Raw genomic sequence first — 20,470 nt, forward strand, 5'->3', positions numbered from 1 at the left:
ACCCGCCGAGCCAATCCCCAGTCACCCCAAACCCAGACCTGAGCGACCACGTCACCACAACACCAAGACCTGCGCACTCCGGTCACCCCGAGCTAAGACCTGAGTGGCCAACCACGAACCCGGTCAATGGACCTTTCATCCGAGATGAAAGGTCCATTGACGCCACGGCTAAGCCGGGACGGACTCCGGTGGGGACAGCAGGCCAGGACGAGCTCATGCCCCCAAAGCGGCGTTGGGGACGTCCAGTGCCCCCAACGCCGCTTTGGGGGCACTGCCCACCTCACACTCCGCGAACCCGCCCACGCTCGGCGAACCAGTCGATACAGCAAGCGACAGTCGCGGCAGCGGCGAGCAGCAGCGCCGCCTGACTCACCGGCCCATAGGCCCATTCCTGCCCATGCCCCAGCAACCGCCCCACCACCGAAACCCCGGCCGCCACCACCATCCCGCCGAAAGCCAGCACCCGCGGCGCGTGTTCGCTGAACTGCCGAGCCAGCAGGCATCCGATCAGCAGCACCACCGGCAACATCCCGCCCAGCACCGCCAGCAGCCCGATCAGCAGCACGGGCACCAAAATAGCCCCGCCCGCCGACACCTCGAAAAGCCGCCGGCGCGCGGGCAGCACCAACCCGGCGAGCAACACCAGCACCGCGAACGCCCCGATCAGCAATCCGGTGCGATAGGTCCGGTCAGGCGTGAATTCCAGCGAGACAACGCCCCCAGCCCCGGCGGGGACGACCCAAGCCTGCTGCCATCCGTCCACCCGAGTCCTTGCCAGCTCCCGGCCGTCGAGCCGCGCCACCCACCCGGCGTTCGCGTTCTCGGGCACCGCGAGCACGGCGGCCTCGCCGGGGGCGACACTCACCGAGCGTTCCGTGGCGTCCCACTGCCGCACCTCGGTGGCCCGCCGCTGAGCCGGTGCCGCGGCACCGCCCGGCCGCAGCCAGAGATCCTGCACCACAAAGGAATCAGACGGATCTGTCCGCAGCTCGTGGCCTCCCGCACCCAGCTCGACGCCGTCCTCCAGGTCCGGACAGGTCTGCAGCGCGACTTGGCGATGCGCGGTGATGTCGGCGAGGGTGCCGCGCACGGAAGTGGCGTGGTCGACGCCGTCGAGACGGATGTTCGGGCCTTCCCCGCACGGCACCGCGAACGGCGCGTCCGGGGACAGCGGGCGCAGCAGGTCCTCGGCGCCGGTCAGGGCAAGGCTCCCGATGCCCTGTGTCACAGCGGATCGTGGCGGTTCATCGTCCGAAGTGGACAGACTGAGCAAGAGCTGATCGGTGTCGAGCGGCGGGAAAGTCGCCGTGCCGTCCGCGCCGACCTCGACGCTCCGCGTGTCGCCAGGAGTGGTGAGTTGCAGCCGTTGCGGGGTTTTGACTCCGGGGCCGGCACCGATGCGCAGCCCGGAAATCCGCCGCTTCCCCGGCCACTCCAGCGTCAGGGTGGGACGCAGGTCGGTGAGATCGGGAATCCACGTCGTCGCCGGATCCCCGTCGACGGCGGCGAACCCGCCCGCGGCGGGATCACCACCGAGCTGGGAGGTCGCCGACACCGAAACCCCGGGCAGCGACACGGGATTCCGCCCGCCCGCGGCGGGCAGCACGGTTCCGCCCAGCACGAAGTTCGCCGGTTTCGGCGTGGTGAACAACCGCCGGATCCCGTCGGGTTCTTCCCCTTCGCGGGCCAGCCCGGCGTCACATTGCCCACCCTGGCAGGCGTACCGCGGCTGCGCCCCGCGGCTGAAAGCGAAGCCCGGCGCCGACCCGCCGGGCAGGTCGGCCGGGACTTCGAGGGCGCGCTGCGGCTCGGTTCCGGGAATCTTGAGCTCGGCGACGCCGACGTTGCCGTCCAGCCGCCCGACCACCAGGGACAGCACCGTGATCCGCACCTTGCGGGTGATCCCCGGCACCGACTGGTACGAATGCCCGCCCTCGCCACGGATGACCTGGTGGTCGACCGAGCCGTTGTCGGTGGTGATCCGGATCCGGGTGGGCGGCCAGCCGACGCGGATGTCGTCCACCAGTTCGAGATCCAGTGAGTTCACCACCTTGGGGGTGTCGAGTTCGACTTCGAGCCATTGCCCGATCGGCCCGCCGAACGCCGACGAGTGCCACGCCGTGCGCGAATCGCCGTCGATGGCGGCGAACGGCTGGTGGCTGGGGTCCGAGCCGCCGAGCGCGTCGGCGAAGGACGCGGCGGTCGACGCCGTGACCGAGCGGATCCCGCGGTACGCGGCCACGGTCTGGTGCTGCTCACCGGGAAACGGGAGGACGTCCAGGGTCGCGCGGTCCTGCCTCGGCTGTTCGGTGGCGGTCAGGGTCTGGCTGAGATTGTCGCGTACCCCGCCCACGTTGCGCTCGGCGCGCCGCAGGCCGTCGGTGACCAACCGGCCGGTTCCGCCGGGTGAGCCGCCGTCGCCGGCGAGCACGGTCGGCGTGCCCGGGTCGAGCTGCCCGGAATTCATCAGTGGCAGCAACGATTCCGGGCCACCGCTGACTGTCGGAACGTCCTTTACGGACGTGGCCGTGACTTGCGGGACATCGCGCCGCACCTCGAAGATCTCCAGCGGCCCGAACCGCGCGGCCTCGGCGATGCCCGGCGAACCCGCGAGCCCGGAACGCAACGTCGTCACCGAGGGTGCGTTGGTCTTCACACGGTCGATGTCGTTGCGCAGCAACAGGAACCGGAAACCGGACCGGGCCAGCAGATCGGCCAGTCCCGGATCACCCCGGCCGTCGGCGAGTGCGGCGTCCACCGAGTCCATCAGCCGGGTGTTGCCCTCCGAGCCCAGCGGCACCTGGTTGCGCACCGCCCACGGGCTCGTCGCCAGCGACTGCGCGGGTTCGTCCACCGTGCGGCCCCAGGTGTACTCGCCGAAGCCGGTCGCGGGCAGCATCAGCGTGCGATCCTGGCCGCCGGCCTTGGCGACCCAGCCCATCGCGTCGTCCCAGTACCCGGGCACCTCGTCCCAGCCGGGACCGGGACGCAGCGTCAGCAGCCAGGCTGGCGCGGCGATCACGACGATCAGCAGCGCGCCGAGCGCCGGTCGCCAGTACGACGCCCCTTTACGCACCAGCGATCCCGAAACACCGTGCACGAACGCCAGCATCAGCGGCAGCCTCAGCACGGGCTCGAACTTGTGCACGTTGCGCAGTGCCGCGAGCGGCCCGTCGAGCAGTTGCCGCACCGGCCCGGAGAACGGGCTGTCGAGCGTGCCGACGTATCCGACGGTCAGCAGTGTCACGCCGGTGACCACGCCGAGCACCAGGAATCGGCGCTCGGGCAGCCGTCCCCGCGTCAGGCCGAAGAGCCCGACAGCGGCGACCAATCCGGTGGCGAGCATCTGCACCGGGTTGTCGATCAGCAGCCAGCCCGACGGCCACCACGGCGTGCCCTGCACGACGTAGGCGACCCACTGGTTCGTCCCGCGCAGCACCTCGAACAGCGACATCGGCGCGGTGGTGTTGGTCGCCGACTCGATGTAGTTCAGGAACGGCAGGCTGTACTCGCCGAGCAGGAGCAGCGGCAGGATCCACCACAGCATCGCGGCGGTGACGAACACGAGCCACCAGACGACGAGCTTGACGTGCGCGCGGGACCAAGCCCGGCTCAGCAGCCAGAGTCCGGGCAGCACCAGCGCCATCACGATCATGGCGCCGTTCACCCCGCCCATGCCCAGCACGGCGAACGCCGACAGCGCGGCGGCCCGGCGCGGGGACCCGATCCGCCCGGCCGACACCAGTGGCAGCAGCACCCACGGCAGCAGCACCGCGGGCAGCATCTCCGCCGACAGGGAGCCGATTTCGGTGAGCATCCGCGGGGCCACCGCGTAACCGACCGCGCCGATCAGGCGGGCCCGTTCGGTGCCGATCCCCAGCGCGCGGGCGAGGAGCAGCGTCCCGGCGAAGGCCACCGAGAGCAACAGCGCGCACCACAGCCGCTGCGCGACCCACGCGGGCATCCCGACGGCGTCGCAGAGGACGAAATACGGTCCCATCGGGAACAGATAGCCGTACGCCTGGTTCTGCAGTTCCCCGGCGGTCGCCTGCGGATTCCACAGGTGCAGCGCGCGGCCGAGGAAGGCCAGCGGGTCGACGGACAGGTCGAGCTTCGTGTCGAAAGTCGTCTTCCCCGGTCGTTGCAGGAAGGACAGCAGGGTCAGCGCGAGCACGATCCAGGTGCTCGGCGCGCGCACCAGACGGCGTGGCGAGATCGCGTGGACCCAGCCGTTCCCCCGCCCGGGTGGCCGCGCCGCCTTGCCGGAGGTTCGTTCGTCGATGGTGACCATTTCGGGGGATCTTAGGCGGTGGGCGGGCGGCGCCGCCATCACTTGCCCTCCATCGTTACCGACGGGTAGATCGGCGGGCGCAACGCGGCTAGGGTGACCGGCGAACTCCGGTTTCCTTCGCATTGGCAGGTGTTTCCATTTCTCACGAGCAGGATTTCGCGAAGACCTGGGCGGTCGCCGAGCCGGTCAAAGGCTGGCTGACCAGGGAACAGGGGCTCGCGCTGTGGAATGCCGCGCGCAAGCTCGGCGAGGACGACGTGATCGTCGAGATCGGCAGCCACCAGGGCCGGTCCACCGTGGTGCTGGGCGCCGCCGCGCGCACGGTCGGTGCCGTGGTGGTCGCGGTGGACCCGTTCGTCGACGGCAAACTATTCGGCGGATCGCCGACGCGCCAACGGTTCGAGGCGAACGTCGAGGCGGCCGGGCTCACCGATGTGGTCGAACTAGTCACCGCGTACAGCACCGGGTTACGACCGGACTGGGACCGGCCGATCCGCCTGCTCTACATCGACGGCAAGCACGACTACTGGACCTACACCGACGATCTCCGCTGGTCCGCGCATCTTCCGGCGGGCGGGGAAATCCTGGTGCACGACTGCTTTTCGTCGATCGGGGTCACCCTCGGCACGCTCGCGAAGGTCCTTTTCGGACGCCGGTACACCTACCTCGACCGGGAGACTTCGCTCGCCCGCTTCAGCCTGAAGCCGCCGTCCACCGTGGACAGAGCGCGCGTGCTCGCCCAATTGCCATGGTTCTGCCGCAACGTCGGGCTGAAGGTGTTGCTGCGGCTGAGACTGCGCTCCGTGACGAAACTGCTCGGCCACGACAGCCCGTACGACCCGTACTGAGGGTCCTTCGCCATCTGTCGACAGATGGCGAAGGACTTACGTCGTCGGCTTGCCGACGTAGAGCTTCGCGATGCAGACCGGCGCTCCCTTGCTCGCGAGCTGGACGCCGATCTTGTCGAAAAGCCCCTCCACGGGCAGGTAAATCGAGTGCAGGCCCTCCTGGAACCAGACCGGCGTGCGGAATCCGTCGCGGTCCACGAAGCCCTCACCACCGGCCGCGGTGTAATAGTCGACGCGCAGGAGATACCGTCCGAGCACCGCCATGTCGAGCGGGATGCGGACGAGGATGTCGGCGACCGGGTTCCCGCAGCCCTCCACCGGGCCGGGCACGCTGACGGCGATCGGGTCGACCCCGGTGATCCGCTGTGGCCGGCCGGAGTCGTCGAGCAGGTGCATCCGGGACGTGGGCGTGTCGAAGCGGATCCCGGGTACGAGACCGACAACCCTTGAGGCGCGGGAGTTTTCGGCGAACCACTCGTGGACGATGTCACTCGGTACCGGCGCGTCGAACAGGATCAGCTCGGGGTCGCCGGCCACGGCCGCCCGCGCGTTGTCGATGTAGCGGCTCGCGTGGTCGAAGCGCAGCGCCGGGGCGAGTTGCTGGAACCCCACGACGGAACTCAGCAGCAACGCCGCGCTGAGCCCGAGCGCCACCGGGCGTTCGCGCTTGGCGGGCACGTCTTCGGGTTCTGTCGCCAGAAGAACGGGCCGCAGGAAGGCGAACGCCCCGCAGAAGGCCGCCACCAGCACGATGTCGGCGACATACCGCGGATCGTTGCCCAGCGCGGGACCGACCTCGCTGAACCGGGTCACCGCCACGAGAGCGACGTCCACGACGACGGCGACACCCAGCAGCGCCCAAGCCCGCCAGGCCCGGCGGCCCCCGGCGCGCACGCCCCAGGCCAGCACCGCCAGGGTGAAGAACACCAGTATCGCGCGCACTTCCGCGGGCGGGCTCGCCCAGGTCGCCCCCGCGCCCGGACCGGACCACGGGCCGCCGACCAGCCCGGGGAGCAGGGTGTCCACCACCATCCGCCGGAACAGTTCCAGCACGCCGACGACGGACCGCTCCGCGGTCCCGTTCCGGACCTGGCTCGACGTCAGCAGCAGATAGACGAGGGCATAGAGGGCGAGCAGTCCGCCTTGGCAGAGCCACACCAAGCGGTACCGGCGAAGGGGCGCGCCGACGAGCACGGTCATCCCGAGCACGAGAACCGGGATCAGGGCCGCCTTCTCGTAGAACGCGAGGCCGACGACTGTCCACACGGCACTCGCGACCAACTGTCCACGGCGGCCGTCGCGCAGGTATCCGGCATGCGCGTGCAGCGCGCCGACGGCGGCCAGCAGGACGGGCAGGATCTGGATCGCGTACGCCCACCACAACGTCGGCACGAGCAGCAAGGTCGACGTCGTGAACACCGCGAACGGCACCAGGATCGCCCACCGGCGGCCGAAACAGCGCACGAGCACCAACCAGAACAGCACCGACGCGGCCGCCTGCACGAGCAGCAGCGGCACGGTCATCACGGCGTGGTTCAGCGGGGCCAGGAAGGTCATCACCCCGGCCACCAGGAACACACCGGGTGCCAGGTGCCCCTGGTAGTCCTGGAACAAATAATCGAGCTCGAACGGACCCGCCGCGGCCGCCCGGTAGGTGATCAGGAAGTCGTCCTGCGCGAACCCGCCGCGCAACGCCGCCCAGGTGTGCAAGGCGAACGGCACGACTCCCAGTATCGCCGCCACGAGCGTGACCGGCCGCGGTCGCCGTGACCACGTTCCCGGTTCCCGGACCGTCGACTGCTGATCCACCAACACTGTGCCCCCATCGGCCCGGCGCGATCACGGACTTGCGAGCGTGCGGCCTGGACATCGTGCCGCACAGGGGCCACCCGGGTCTAGCGTTTACAACTCGGGGGCTGGCAAACGATTTTGCTCAGCGCCTGGTAAAAAACCTCCGAGATCTTCGTCGGATCGGCGGTGGTGAACGCCTGTCCCCCGGTGGCGGCGGAAATCGACTGGAGCTCGGAAGCGTCGATATCCGGCCCGATCCCGATGCCGACCACCGGCAGCGGTTTGCGCGGATCCTGCAGTTTCCCGAGTTCCGCGATCAACTGGTCCTTGGTGATCGAGTTCTGGTCCTCGTTGCGGCCGTCGGTCAGCGCGACCACGATGTTGATCCGGCCGGGTTCCCAGTTCTGCCGGGCGCTTTGGTAGGCGGCGAGGACGGAGTCGTAAAGTCCCGTCGCACCACCGGGTTTCGGCTTGACGCCCTGCAGCTGCCCGAGCCCGCCCGCGGCGACCTGATCGGCGATGGACCGCATCGGCAGCAGCTCGCGGTAGTCCTTGTCGCCGTCGAGTTTGGTCGAGAACAGCCACAAGCCGAGTTCGGTCGTCGGTTTGAACAGGCCTATTCCCTGGATCGCGGCCTGCACGGTCAGCTGCATCCGGCTCTGCGTGGTACCCGGCACCACGGCGGCCATCGAGCCCGACACGTCGAGCAGCACCTGGACCCGGGCACTGAGGTTGACCCCCGCCCACACCTGGAGCGCCGCGTCCGCCGCGAGCGACGCGGGTGGCTGGACGGGCACCGCCGTGACATTCGTGCGCCCGTCCTGGGTACGCGGGCCGAGCACCTGGCCGGCGGTCGTGCGGAAACCGGCGTCGGCGAACACTTTGACCGCGGCCGGTTGCAGCAGCTCACGCAGGAACCGCTCGGCGCCGGACCTCGACGCCTCCGATGCCTTGGGCAGCACGACATACGGGTAGTCGAGGCTCGGCATCGGCACGCCGGCATAGGCGGCGACGAGCTTGCTGCCGCCGTCGCCCAGGTTGTGGGTCAGCACGGCGTGTTCCGACGCGGGGAACGCGGCGAACGGCGCTTTCCCTTCCTGCCGCGGGAAAAGCTCCGCCGGGCCTGCCACGACACCGGTGGTCAGCCGCCGGACGGCGGCGGTGAACGCCGCGGGCGGATCGGCGGCCCCCGCGGTCAGCTCCTTGATGCCGAGCAGCGCCGAAACACCGATCGGGTCGCGGCTCGGGTCGGGCAGGCCGATGGTGGTCGAGGCAGGATCGGCGTCGAGGACCTCAGGCCAGCTCGGGGCCTTGCCCGGCCAGCCGAACCGGCCCGCCGCGTCCTCGGTGAGCGCGAGGACGACCGGGGAACTCGCCACCGGCTGACCGGATTCGGGGATGTTCCACGCCCCGGCGTCCCTGGCGCGCAGCAGCCACATACTCGACTCCGGCACCCAGACGTCGGGCCCGTCCGCCCCGCCCTCGACGAGCGATCCGGAGGTTTTCGCGGAGTCGGCCGAGGTCACGCTGACGCGGTAGCACCCGGCACCGGTCTGCTCCGGCAGGGTGCGGGCGACCTCGGCGAGCACCGGTGCGATATCGGTCGCGGCCGTGATCTGGACCTGCGCCGGAGCGGTACAACCGTTGCCGGCCAACCGGTCGTGCAGGTAGTCGAACCCGAGCCAGCCGACGAGCGCGATGACGAGCAGGGCGCTCAGCAGCACCACCGGCGAGGTGAATCGCCGGCGCGCGGCGACGGGCTCCGGGTGTTGCTCCATGAGCGCTGTCTCCCCTGTCCGCCGGGCTCGATCCTGCTGGGCGATCCAGCGTGGCCATGAGCGTGGGGTACAGGTTAGACACCGAGTCAAGGACTACGGGAGTCATCCGGATCTACGGGACCCGCGCGAGTGCAGTCTGTGCACTCGCGCGTGCAATCCACGCACGCGTAAGGGGACGGATCGTGTGATCCGTCCCCTTGAAACGCTTCGCCGGGTCAGCGCCGGCGCACCGTGTCGAGTGCGAAAGAGCCGGGGCCGACCACCGCGACGAGCAGGAAGATCCACGAGTACAGCGCCGCGGGCTCGCCCATGTTCTGCAGCGGGAGCAGCGCTTCCGGGGCGTGCACGGTGAAGTAGGCGTACGCCATCACGCCGGACAGCACGATGGCGGCGGGCCGGGTCGCGAAGCCGACGAGCACACACAGCGCGCCGACGACCTCGATCAGGCTTGCCCACCAGCCGGGCCACTCCCCCAGGCTCACCGCCGCCCCCGCGCCGTCGATCCCGCCGAGAAGGCCGAATCCCATCACTCCGTGACAGAGGAACAGGAACGACACCACGATGCGGAACAGCCCCAGCACACCGGGGCGGACCCGGTCGTGGGCGATAGCGGCGGCGCTGCGGGTGGTCTGGGTCGAGGTCTCGATGCTCATGTCCAGTGTCCTTTCGGGGCTTCTCTGGTCCTTTACCCCTACGTCGAACCACCGGCGCCCGGTTCGACACCATCCGGAAACTTTCTTTCGACTTTTTTCGGCAGCCCTGACTCAAGGCCGCCGCGCGTTGCGCGGATGCTGTTTGGCGAGCCGCTCGTTGCCGTGCTTGTAGTTGCCCGTGACGCGCGCCATGCGATGTGCACGTCGCCATTGGCGCGGACGATGTAGTCGAATCCCTCAGCTGAGCCAGGCATCCGCACATGCTGCCGCCGCCTCAGCGGCCGGTCAACGGTACGCGGTACAGCCCATGACGAACCGTTGCCCGCCCACCGGAGAGGTGGACGGGCAACGGCGATGGGAGATTATGCGGCTCGCTTCAGCCGATCGAAGTGTCGGCCAAGGCCGCCGCACGGTTGTCGTAGATCTCCAGGTAATCGGTCATTCCCATGACTTCCAGGGGATTGCTGACCGCTTGGTTGGCTCCGCAGATACGCAGATGCGCGGAGCTCGTGAGCGCCTGATGATGGGCGTCGATCAGCGCGTTGATCCCGCTGCTGTCGAGGAAACTCACGTCACGCAGGTCCACCAGGACCAACTGCGGCGCGGGCGGCCGCAGTACCTCGGCGAGCGCGTCCGCGAGGATCGGCGCACCGGCCAGGTCGATTTCCCCGGAGACCGTCACCAAAACGATCTTGTCCCGCAACGACGTACTCGTCACGTTCAGCACGTCCGGCAATGACGACACAACAACCTCTTCCGAATCATCCGCTGCGAACGGCACAGGGCCTCCTGTCGTGGCACTGCGTAAGGTCGAACTAACAGCCTGCTATCGATATACCCCTCGACGGTAGGGGCTCCCCGGTGACGCTGCAACCCTCAGGCCGTTTCTCCCCCACCTGCCAAGGTATCGATTACAGCCTCGGCCGCCGTGACGAGGGCAGCACGATGCATCCGGGTTCTTGCAGTGTCGCCGGATCTCCGATGGCGCGGAATGGGTTCCCGACTTCCGGTCCGGGCGATTAGGGTGGTTTCTCACTTCGGGGAATCACCCAAATCGCGGAGGTACGGCCGGTGGCGACTTTCGTCTTGATCCACGGCGCCGGTGACGGCGGCTGGGCCTGGCACCTGCTCGAAGCCGAACTGAGGCGGCGCGGGCACGACGTGGTGGCCCCCGACCTGCCCAGCGAGGACGATTCCGCGGGCCTTAGGCAGTACGCGGACGCCGTGATCGGGGCCGTCGGGGACCGCGGGGATCTCGTCGTCGTCGGCCATTCGTTCGGCGGCTTCACCGCGCCGCTGGTCGCCTCGAGCCTCGCCACCGATGTGCTGGTGCTGCTCGCCGGGATGATCCCGGCTCCGGGCGAGAGGCCCGGGGACTGGTGGGCGAACACCGGCTACGGCGCGGCGGCGAAGGAGCAGGCCGCCCTCGACGGCGGCCTGACCGGGAACGACGATCCTCTCATCGGTTTTTACCACGACGTCCCGCCCGAACTCGCCGAAGAAGCGATACACCGGGAGCGCGGCCAGTCGGGAACCCCGATGGACGTGCCGTGGCCGCTCGACGCCTGGCCGGACGTGCCCACGAAGTTCCTGTTGTGCACCGAGGACCGGTTCTTCCCGCCGGACTTCTTCCGCCGCCTGGCGAAAGAACGCCTCGACATCACCCCGGACGAAATCGCCGGAAGCCACTGCGTCGCGCTGGGTAAGCCGAAAGAACTCGCCGACGCCCTCGAGACCTACCTCCCCTGACGAGCCTCCGGCGTCACGAGATGTCGACATGTCGCGCCGGACCCGGGAGTAGCATGGACCGCCTCGATGACGAGGGAACCGATCCCATGGTGCGTTTGTGGCCACAGCGACGCGACCGGCCGCCGAAAGCGACCGTTTGGGAAACCCTCGTGACCTTTTCGGGCATAGCTGATCGCGCGGTCGAGCTCCAGTTCGACGCCGACGCCGTCATCTGCGCGTGTGCCCAGCCCGGGGAAACGCCACCGAGCGTCGCAAAAGAGGCGTATCGGGTGGCCAGTGAGTACAACCGGCTCGTCTCGTGGACGCTCGATTCCCCCGCAGCCGGTTCGACGGAGAACCTCCGTTCCGAGCTCATCACCTTGCTGCAGTACCACTTGATCATGGTCCACCACGCCGTGCGCTTCGCGTTTCCCAAATACCGCACCGAGAAGAGCGAACAACTCCGCCTGGGAATGACCGGACTCGGCGCGATGGCCGCGGAACTCCGGGCCACCCGCGAACACATCGATATGCTGCGACGACAGTCCGAGTAGGACAAAAGGGCGGTAATTCCCGCTTAGCAAGGGATTCACCGTGCGCCCGCTATTTTCGGCCGACCCCGAACAAGAATCTTTGTCGGCCCTGCGATGATGCGCACGCTCGACCACCAGGCTCCCGCGGAGGACCACATGACGACGGACGGCGAACTTCAGCCCACGCTGGGCGACGACGCCGCGAAGCAGCGAAGGTGGCGCCCGGTCGTGGCCTGGCTGCTGACCGCGCTCGCCTTCCTGTTCGTGTTCTTCGCGCTCGTCGCGCCGAACCAGCTCAACCTCCTCACCTTCGGCGCGTTCGTCCGGATCCCGCTCGAGGGCCTGATCGGCGTCGCCCTCATGCTCGTCCTGCCGGAGAAGGCGCGGCGGGTCGTGGCGGTGATCGCCGGGGTGGTCCTGGGCGTGATCGTCATCGTGAAAGTCGTCGACATGGGTTTCTACGTGTCGCTCGCCCGGCCGTTCGACCTCGTGCTCGACTGGTCCTTTTTCGGCAACGGCATGGACTACCTCGACGAGACGGCCGGGCACGCCGCCTCCATCGCGGCCGTGATCGGGGCCGTGCTGGTCGCCATCGCCGTGCTCGTCCTGATGACGCTCGCCGTCCGGCGCCTGACCCGCCTGCTGGGCAGGCATCACACCGCCGCGACCCGCGCCACCGCGGCGTTCGGCGCCCTGTGGGCCGTGTGCGCGTTGTTCGGCGCGCAGTTCGTCGCCGGAGCGCCGATCGCGTCCACCAGCGCGGCGACCTACACCTACGACAGGACGCGCCAGGTGGGGGTGAGCCTCAAGGACCACGAGGAGTTCGCCGCGCAGGCCTCCGTCGACGCTTTCCGCAACACCCCGGGCAGCGACATGCTGACCGCGTTGCGCGGCAAGGACGTCATGCTCACCTTCGTCGAGAGCTACGGCCGGGTCGCGATCGAGGATCCCGCCATCTCTCCCGGAGTCGACGCGGTGCTCACCGCCGGGAACGACCGGCTGCGCAAAGCCGGATTCCAGGCCCGCAGCGGCTTCCTGACCTCGCCGACGTCGGGCGGCGGCAGCTGGCTGGCGCACTCCACGCTGCAGTCCGGGCTGTGGATCGACAACCAGCAGCGCTACGAGAACCTCGTCGCGAGCGACAGGCTGACCCTGACCAACGCGTTCAAGCGCGCGACCTGGCAGACGGCAGCCGTCGTTCCCGGTGTGGTCCGGGCCTGGCCGGAGGGCAAGTTCTTCGGCTACGACCGGATCTACGCCGACGAGAACCTCGGCTACCGCGGCCCGAACTTCAGCTGGGCCACCATGTCCGACCAGTACGCGCTGTCGGCGTTCGAGCGCCTCGAGCACTCGAAACCCGGCCACCCGCCGCTGATGACCGAGCTCAACCTCGTCTCGAGCCACGCGCCCTGGTCGCCCATCCCCCAGCTCATCGACTGGAACGCCGTCGGCGACGGCTCGATCTTCGACACCATGTCCGCCCCCGGCGCGCCACCGGAGTCCATCCTGTCGAGCAACCCCACCAAAGTCCGGTCCGACTACGGGAAATCCGTCGAGTACTCGCTGAACGCGCTCATCTCCTACGTGGAGACCTACGGCGACGACAACCTCGTGCTCGTCTTCCTCGGCGACCACCAGCCCGCGCCGATCGTCACCGGGGACAACGCCGGGCACGACGTCCCGATCACCATCGTCGCCCACGACCCGGCCGTGCTGGACCGGATCACGAGCTGGGGCTGGCAGGAGGGCCTGAAGCCGAACCCGCAGGCCCCGGTCTGGCCGATGGACACCTTCCGCGACCGCTTCCTCACCGCTTTCGGACCACAGGTACCGGCGCCCCGCTGACAGGTGACTACCCTCATTGCCCCGGACCGATGAGGAGATCCCATGTCCGAAAAGTGGACGACCGTAGTCACGGTCGCCGTGATCGCGGCCGCCGCCTTCGGGGTGTTCCTGATCGCCGAGCACCTGCTCCGGCGGGCGTTGCGCCGGCTGGGCCGCCATTCGGCGTTCCTGGCCGAACTGGCCGACCACGCCAACCGGCCCTTCCGGTGGTTCGGCGCGATGATCATCCTCCAAGCGGTCGTCGGAACCCGTATCGCCCAAGGACCTTGGCGTGAACCCGTGGTCCACACGCTCACCCTCGCCCTGATCGCCACCGGCGCCTGGCTGCTGGCGGCGGTGCTCATTTCGGCCGAGCGGGCGGCGATGTCGCGCCTGCGGGTCGACGAACGCGACAACCGGCACGCGCGGCGGGTGCAGACACAGCTGACGCTGGTCCGGCGGATCACCGTCGCCGCGGTCGTGGTGATCACCGTCGGCGCGATGCTCATGACCTTCCCTGCCGCCAGGACAGCGGGGACCAGCCTGCTCGCCTCCGCCGGGGTGATCGGCGCGGTGGCCGCGCTGGCCGCGCAATCGTTGCTGGGCAATGTCTTCGCCGGACTGCAGATCGCCTTCAGCGACGCGATCCGGCTCGACGACGTGGTGATCGTCGAAAACGAATGGGGCCGGATCGAAGACATCACGCTGACCTACCTGGTCGTGCACCTGTGGGACGACCGGCGGCTCGTGATGCCGACGTCGTATTTCATGTCCCATCCGTTCGAAAACTGGACGCGCACTGACTCCGAACTCCTGGGCACGGTCGAGGTCGACGTCGACTGGTCGGTGCCGGTGGACCAGATGCGCGCGGAGCTGCGCCGGATCCTGGAGAACGACGAACTGTGGGACGGCCGGGTCTGCGTGCTGCAGGTGACCGACGCGGTGAACACGCTCATCCGCGTCCGTGCGCTGATGAGTGCCGCGGACGCGCCGACGCTGTTCGACCTCCGCTGCTCGGTGCGCGAACGCCTGGTGCTGTGGATCCGCGCCCAGCAGCCACAAGCGCTTCCGCGGCTGCGCCTCGAACAACTCCCCGCACACGCGCCAAAGCCCGACGACGACGGGCAGGACGACAGCGGGCGCGACGCGCGGGTGTTCGGTGGTACCGCCGACGGCAAATCCCGCGAGCACACCTTCCACGGCCCGCAGGCGAGCTAGGCACGGCCTAGTCACCGAGAGAGATCTGTCCGGTTCTGTCAGTGACAGAACCGCCGGTGATCTCTATCGTTTTGACCGGTCTAGACCACCTCTGAAGGGTTCGGCGCGTTCCCCAGCGGAAGGGCGGTTCTTCATGTCCAGGAATCTCTTACGGTTCGCCGCGGTCGGCGCCGCGATGGCGCTGGGGGCCTTACTGGTCCAGTCGAGCGGGGTCGCGGCTCCCACCGAAAAACCCGCCTCCGCCGCCGCGGTCTGCGACGGTGACGGGACCAGCGGGAAACGGGTCCAGGCGCTTTACGTGCGCGGCAACGGCCAAGCCGACCGGTACGGCCAGCTGGTCGGGCAGTTCCAGACCTTCGCCGACCAGATCGACGACATCTTCGTCGAAGCGGCGGGACGACTCGGCGGCGGTGTCCGGCACGTCCGCTACGTCACCGACGCCAATTGCCGCGCGACGGTCGCGAACGTGACGATCGCCCAGTCGGAGATGGCGACCGTGGACACGATCACCAACGCCATCAAGGCACAGGGCTACAACCGCGCCGACCGCAAGTACATCGTCTGGTTCGACAAGGACGGCTGCGGTCTCGCCTTCGGCAACGGGGGCAACGACAGTCCCGGCGCGAGCAACCCCTACAACGCCGGCCCGCACTACGCCACCGTCGGCACGGGCTGCTGGTCCTGGCAGGCCACCGGCCACGAACTGCTGCATACCCTCGGCGCCGTCCAGCGCAGCGCGCCACATTCCTCGGCGTTCGGGCATTGCTGGGACGACGAAGACATCATGTGCTACGACGACGGCGGTCTCCCCAACCCACCGGGTGGCCTGCAGAAAGTCTGCCCCGGTGCGCCGGAGAACCAGATCGACTGCAAGGGCGACGACTACTTCAACACCAACCCGCCCGCCGGCAGCTATCTCGCGACGCACTGGAACGTGGCCAACAGCGCGTACCTGACCACCAGCGGCAGCAGCTCGAACCCGAGCGGCGCGGTGACCGGGATCGACGGCAAATGCGTCGACGTCGACAACTCCGGCACCGCCAACGGCACGGCGGTGCGCCTGTGGACCTGCAACGGTTCCGGCGCGCAACGCTGGACCGTGCAGAGCGGAACCCTGCGAGCCCTGGGCAAATGCCTCGACGTCGCCAACTCCGGCACCGCGAACGGCACGCTGACCCAGCTGTGGGAATGCAACGGGACGGGTGCGCAAACCTGGGCGTCGCAAGCGAACGGCACGCTGCGCAACCCGCAGTCCGGCCGCTGCCTCGACGCCAGCGGCGGCTCCTCGGCCGACGGGACCCGGCTGGTCCTCTGGGACTGCACCGCCGCCGCCAACCAACTCTGGCACCTCCCCGCCTAAGCGCCCACGAGATGTCGACATCTCGTGATCTCTTGGCACCTAAGAGATCGCCATCTGTCGACAGATGGCGAGGTTAGTTAAGCGCGCTCGGGAGGCTCTCTGAGCTATCGCCCGAGGATCGCGGGCAGCGCGGCGGTGCCGACGACGTCGGCCTGGCGCGGGAACACCTTCTCCACCAGGACGCGGTGGACCTCGGGGTCCGGGTCGGCGCAGCAGTCGGCCAGCACCAGCAGCCGGTAGTCGTGGTCGGCCGCGTCCCGCAGGGTCGACAACACGACACCGCTGGTGGAGATGCCGGTGAGAACCAAGGTGTCGATGTCGTGCGCGTTGAGGATGTGGGCGAGTTTCGTGGTGCTGAACGCGCCGACGCGGTTCTTGGTGACGACGATGTCGCCGTCCTCGGGAACGAGATCGGGATGGATCCCCGACTCCGGGCTTGCGTCGTCGAGGAAGCCGCCGCCGGCCAAGGCCGCGAAGGACTTGTTGCGTGGGGAAACCGCCGCGTAGTCCTGGGCGGTGAACGCCACCCGGACGTAGACGATCTTCGCGCCGGCGGCGCGGGCTTGGGCGATGGCACCGGCGGTCTTGGCGAGGAGCGCGGCCGCGTCCGGGAGGTTGGCGACGATGGCGGGCTGGAAGTCCATCACCATCAACGCGGTGCGGCTCGGGTCGACGGGCGTGGTCATGCGGTGTTCCTTTGCTTGTCGGATAAGGGAACCTTCAACTGGCGGTCGGTGACCACCATGAGCAGCACGAGCGCGCTGACTCCGATGAGGACGAAGGCGAGCGTGTACAGGCCCTGGTCGGTGACGCCGGAGCTGAAGACGATGCCGGTGATCGTGGACGACGCGATCGAACCGAGGTAACTGAACGTGCGGAACAGCCCGGAAGCGGTCCCCAGCTGATCGGCCGGGGCTTGGGCGTAGAGCGCGGTCTGGTTGCCGCTCGAGGTGGTGCCGACGGTGATGCCGAAGACCACGGTCACCCCGACGATGAGGACGACCGGGCTGTGGGAGTCCAGGAACAGGATCACCACCGACGCCGCCAGCATGCACAGTGCCGCGACTGTCAACGGACTGCGCACGAGGTTTCGCTTCGAAACCGGCCGGATCACGAAGGCGGCCACCGCACCCATCGGCAGGATGAGCAGCCCGGCCTGTTCCGAGGAAAGCCCGCGCCCGGCCTGCATCCACTGCGTAAGTCCATAAAGGACGGTGTACACGCCCAGCAGCATCAACGCGGAGCGCAGGTAGGTCCGGGTGAGCGCGCCGTTCGAGACGAGCCGCCGTACGTCGAAGAACGGTGTCGAAACCCTGAGCTCCCACCAGATCAACGCGGCTCCGGCCACCACGGCGATGACGAGCGCCAGCCAATCCGGACGGGGCAACGACAACAGGAACACCAGCAGCGCCGTCATCGTGCCGCCGAAACCGACGATGCCGGGCAGATCGATCCTGGCCAAGATTTCCCGCAGCCGCCGGGATCCCGTGGCCGGGTCGTCGCGGGGAATCCAGCGCAGCGTCATGGCCAGCGCGGCGAGCGCGAACGGGATGTTGACGAGGAACGCGGCCTGCCAGCCGAGCCAGCCGACCAAAACACCGCCGATCGGCGGGCCGATCGCGACGGTCACATTGCCCGAAATGGACAGTCCACCGAGGACACCGCCGGGTGGCGCGGACATGCCCGCGCCTGTGGCGCGGCGCCGGATCAGCAGCATCGCCGACGGATAGCCCGCCGATGTCCCGATCCCGATGAGGACACGGGCGACGACCAGGGTCGGCAGATTCTGGGCGAGGGAACCGAGGACGCCGCCGAGGAAGACGATGCTGATCCCGGTCAGGAAGATCTTGCGCGGCCCGAACTCGTCGGCGAGCTTCCCGGCCGTCGGCTGCGCGACGGCGCTGGCCAGGTACAGCCCCGCGACGAGCACCGCTGTCCGGCCGACCGTGACATGCAGGGCGCCGGCGATCGGCACCAGCGCGGTGGCGATCAGCGAGCTGTTGATGGGGTTGAGCGCGGAGCCGAGGAACAACGGCGTCACGAACCGCCACGAGAACGCTTTCGCCTGTCCTGCCTGGATTTCCCCGCTTTTCAGCGAGCTCACCGGAACTCCGCGCCGGCGCCGAGATCCACTCCTGCCAGTCGCTCCAGCAGCTCGATCGCGACGTCGAGATCCCGCCGCTCCTCCGGTCCGACGACGGCGTCGATCGCCTGGTCCAGCCACGCCATGCGCGAGGCGGTCAACGTCTTGTACATCTCCCGGCCGGTGACGGTCGCGCTGATCAGCAGCTTGCGTCCGTCAGCCGCGTCACGCTCGCCTTGGACGAGCCCGGCTTCCTTGAGCGCCGCGACGCTTTGCGCGATCGCCTGCTGGCTCACGTGTTCGTCCGCCGCCATCGTCGCGGCCGTTGCCGGGCCTTCGACGATGACGCGCCGCAGGATCGCCAGCTGCGAGATCGTGAAGCCGGACGTGCTTATCCCGCCTTCTTCCCGCAACCGGGACCGCAACCGCTTGATGGCCACCGAAAGCCGGACGGCGACCTCCGCGGGATCCCGTGCGTCACTCATGTTGATCAGCGTAGCACTTAGCCAAGCTACTTGCACAAGTTGCTTGTCTAACCAGCTTGTCTAACCAGCTTGTCTAACCAGCTCGGCTAACCGGCTCGGCTAACCTGTCGGGCTACCGGTGATGAACCAGTTGTCCTTGAGGTACTCGAGCGTGTAGCCGCCGAGGTCGTCGTCAGTGAAGGTGGCGCCGGACTTCACCGCCTCGACCGGGATCTCGACCTTGCCGGGTGACCGCACCGAAACGAGCTTCGGATCGATCGACGCTGTCTTCAGCGCCGTTTTCTGGGCGGGCGAGATCATCTGGAACACCATGGCGTAGGTCGATTTGCACGGCCCGAACCCCTTGTCCTCGGCCACCTTCGCCCCCGGTCCGGCGATCTCGCAGACCGTGCCGATGTCCTCCTTGCCGAGCCCGTGGAGGAACTGCTCGTACCGCTGGATCGCGCCTTCCTTCGTCTTGGGCACCGACTGCTGTTCCGTGGTCTTCGGCGGAGACGGCCGGTAAAGCGTGGCCGTCGCCGTCGTGCCGCCGCCGGTGTTGGTCACCTTGAGCGAATCCCCGCTCAGCTCGAGCCTGACCGTCACCTCGGGCACGCAGGTGTGGTGCACGTCGGAGTCGATGGTCTCCCGCAACTCCACGAACTGGGCCGTCGACGTCGTCGGTGTCAGGGCCCCGCCGCAGTCGAGGCGCACGTCCGGGTCGGTCCAGTTGCTCCGGTACCGCACGCTGCTCTTGTCCTTCGCCAGCGTGACCCGCATCTGGTAGCCGGGCACCACGGGTGTCTGCGTCACCGGTTCCCTGGTCTCCCAGACGCCTTCGAACCCGGGCGGTAGTTCGGCCACCGGCGGCTCGTCGGTCGGCGGCTCGCACCGCTGGTCGGTGAACACGCCCGGCAGGAACCGCTTCGGGTACGGCCCCATCGGCCCGTTGAACCCGTTCATCCCCACCTGCGCGCCCCACCAGCCGCGGTATCCCCACCAGGGCTCCTGGTCGACCGGCCGCGCGTTCGACCACGTCTCCCATGCCTCGCCCTTGTCCGACGTCCGGTCGACGGTGTGCGCCACGCGGTGGAACCCGTCGGTCGCGTAGGAACCGTGGGAGCCTCGCGCCGAGTACACCACCGGATGTTCCTGCTGCCGCTGGAGTTCCAGCCACGGCACCATGCACGGATCGCCGCCGTGTTTGGCGAAGGTCACCGCCACCGGTTCGTTCCCGCGCAACTGGACCGCGACCCGCTCCCAGTCGCCCTCGTGCCTGTTGCCGATCAGCAAGTTGTTGTAGCCGTAGAAGAACCAGTAGACGTACGCCGTGCGCCCCTGGTCATCCTTGTGGAGTTCCCAGTAGACCGGGGCGCCCGTGCCCTCGCCCTCGCGCAGCGCGTCGGGCGGGTCGAGGTAGAAACCCGTGGGATCGTCGGCGGTGGAGTGCTCGGGGCCGCCGTGCCCGGGACACGTGACCGGCTCCGGCGACGGCTCGCCCGGCACGACATCCGTGTGCTTGTAGTCGCCTTTGCCGAGTTTGCGCGGGTCGACCGGGTCGGCCACCGGGCCCTCGTCCGGGCAGGCACCGCGATGGTCGTAGCGCAGCGCCGACCCCTCGACGAACCGCGTCGCGTCCATCGGCTTCAGCGTCTCCCCCTCGGCCAAGCGCACCAGCGGGGCGAACCTGGCCGCCAATTCCGGGGACGCCGCCGTCGTCTCGGCCGTGGTGTACTGCTTCGGCTCGCCGGAGTCGCACGCCGTCAGCACCAGGACGGCCGACATCGCCAAGCAGAACGCCAATCGGGGGGAAGCCACTTTCCGAGCCTCGCAGGAGCCGCTAACTTTTCGCTAAGCGTGATCACCCGATGGTGTCCGATCCGTTCAAGACCCCGCCCG

The 20,470-nt window shown here is 68.7% G+C and carries 15 protein-coding genes; 6 read left to right on the forward strand and 9 right to left on the reverse strand.

The annotated features are described in order from the left end of the window. Positions 1–280: 280 nt before the first annotated feature. Entirely contained in the window at positions 281–4,291 is a 4,011-nt protein-coding gene (locus tag VGP60_RS41275; protein ID WP_327553686.1) for an alpha-(1->3)-arabinofuranosyltransferase, read from the reverse strand. 122 nt (positions 4,292–4,413) lie between these two features. On the opposite strand from VGP60_RS41275, the gene VGP60_RS41280 reads away from it, so the two are divergent. Continuing rightward, positions 4,414–5,139, forward strand: a complete 726-nt coding sequence (locus tag VGP60_RS41280; protein WP_327553687.1) for a class I SAM-dependent methyltransferase — start codon at positions 4,414–4,416, stop codon at positions 5,137–5,139. Between the two features lie 36 nt (positions 5,140–5,175). Here VGP60_RS41280 and VGP60_RS41285 read toward each other — a convergent pair whose 3' ends face one another. The 4 genes from VGP60_RS41285 to VGP60_RS41300 form a co-directional block, all read right to left on the reverse strand. Continuing rightward, positions 5,176–6,861 (reverse strand): hypothetical protein, encoded by a 1,686-nt coding sequence (locus VGP60_RS41285; protein WP_327553688.1) that lies wholly within the window; start codon positions 6,859–6,861, stop codon positions 5,176–5,178. 173 nt (positions 6,862–7,034) lie between these two features. Next, complete coding sequence (locus tag VGP60_RS41290; RefSeq protein WP_327553689.1) at positions 7,035–8,708, reverse strand: substrate-binding and VWA domain-containing protein; 1,674 nt, start codon at positions 8,706–8,708, stop codon at positions 7,035–7,037. A 215-nt stretch (positions 8,709–8,923) separates the two neighbouring features. Next, the gene (locus tag VGP60_RS41295; RefSeq protein ID WP_327553690.1) at positions 8,924–9,361 is read right to left on the reverse strand and encodes a DoxX family protein; all 438 of its coding nucleotides are present in this window, start codon (positions 9,359–9,361) and stop codon (positions 8,924–8,926) included. A gap of 376 nt (positions 9,362–9,737) precedes the next feature. Then, the gene (locus tag VGP60_RS41300) at positions 9,738–10,142 is read right to left on the reverse strand and encodes an STAS domain-containing protein (protein ID WP_327553691.1); all 405 of its coding nucleotides are present in this window, start codon (positions 10,140–10,142) and stop codon (positions 9,738–9,740) included. A gap of 290 nt (positions 10,143–10,432) precedes the next feature. Here VGP60_RS41300 and VGP60_RS41305 point away from each other — a divergent pair, with 290 nt between their 5' ends. The 5 genes from VGP60_RS41305 to VGP60_RS41325 all read left to right on the forward strand — a co-directional run bounded on the left by VGP60_RS41305 (position 10,433) and on the right by VGP60_RS41325 (position 16,024). Next, on the forward strand, positions 10,433–11,110 hold the full coding sequence (locus VGP60_RS41305) for an alpha/beta hydrolase (protein ID WP_327553692.1): 678 nt from the start codon (positions 10,433–10,435) through the stop codon (positions 11,108–11,110). A gap of 53 nt (positions 11,111–11,163) precedes the next feature. Next, positions 11,164–11,643 (forward strand): hypothetical protein, encoded by a 480-nt coding sequence (locus VGP60_RS41310; protein ID WP_327553693.1) that lies wholly within the window; start codon positions 11,164–11,166, stop codon positions 11,641–11,643. A 135-nt stretch (positions 11,644–11,778) separates the two neighbouring features. Continuing rightward, on the forward strand, positions 11,779–13,467 hold the full coding sequence (locus VGP60_RS41315; protein WP_327553694.1) for a sulfatase: 1,689 nt from the start codon (positions 11,779–11,781) through the stop codon (positions 13,465–13,467). Between the two features lie 42 nt (positions 13,468–13,509). Continuing rightward, the gene (locus VGP60_RS41320) at positions 13,510–14,664 is read left to right on the forward strand and encodes a mechanosensitive ion channel family protein (RefSeq protein ID WP_327553695.1); all 1,155 of its coding nucleotides are present in this window, start codon (positions 13,510–13,512) and stop codon (positions 14,662–14,664) included. Positions 14,665–14,797: 133 nt separating this feature from the next. After that, on the forward strand, positions 14,798–16,024 hold the full coding sequence (locus VGP60_RS41325; RefSeq protein WP_327553696.1) for a ricin-type beta-trefoil lectin domain protein: 1,227 nt from the start codon (positions 14,798–14,800) through the stop codon (positions 16,022–16,024). A gap of 104 nt (positions 16,025–16,128) precedes the next feature. On the opposite strand, the gene VGP60_RS41330 is transcribed toward VGP60_RS41325, so the two are convergent. The 4 genes from VGP60_RS41330 to VGP60_RS41345 all read right to left on the reverse strand — a co-directional run bounded on the left by VGP60_RS41330 (position 16,129) and on the right by VGP60_RS41345 (position 20,389). Next, positions 16,129–16,710 (reverse strand): isochorismatase family cysteine hydrolase, encoded by a 582-nt coding sequence (locus VGP60_RS41330; protein ID WP_327553697.1) that lies wholly within the window; start codon positions 16,708–16,710, stop codon positions 16,129–16,131. Beyond that, entirely contained in the window at positions 16,707–18,128 is a 1,422-nt protein-coding gene (locus tag VGP60_RS41335) for an MFS transporter (protein ID WP_327553698.1), read from the reverse strand. The genes VGP60_RS41330 and VGP60_RS41335 overlap by 4 nt, the downstream gene beginning before the upstream one ends. Beyond that, on the reverse strand, positions 18,125–18,592 hold the full coding sequence (locus VGP60_RS41340) for a MarR family winged helix-turn-helix transcriptional regulator (RefSeq protein ID WP_327553699.1): 468 nt from the start codon (positions 18,590–18,592) through the stop codon (positions 18,125–18,127). The genes VGP60_RS41335 and VGP60_RS41340 overlap by 4 nt, the downstream gene beginning before the upstream one ends. 99 nt (positions 18,593–18,691) lie before the next feature. Continuing rightward, positions 18,692–20,389 (reverse strand): hypothetical protein, encoded by a 1,698-nt coding sequence (locus tag VGP60_RS41345; protein ID WP_327553700.1) that lies wholly within the window; start codon positions 20,387–20,389, stop codon positions 18,692–18,694. Positions 20,390–20,470 lie beyond the last annotated feature (81 nt).

The organism is Amycolatopsis sp., assembly GCF_036008905.1.
GTDB lineage: Bacteria > Actinomycetota > Actinomycetes > Mycobacteriales > Pseudonocardiaceae > Amycolatopsis.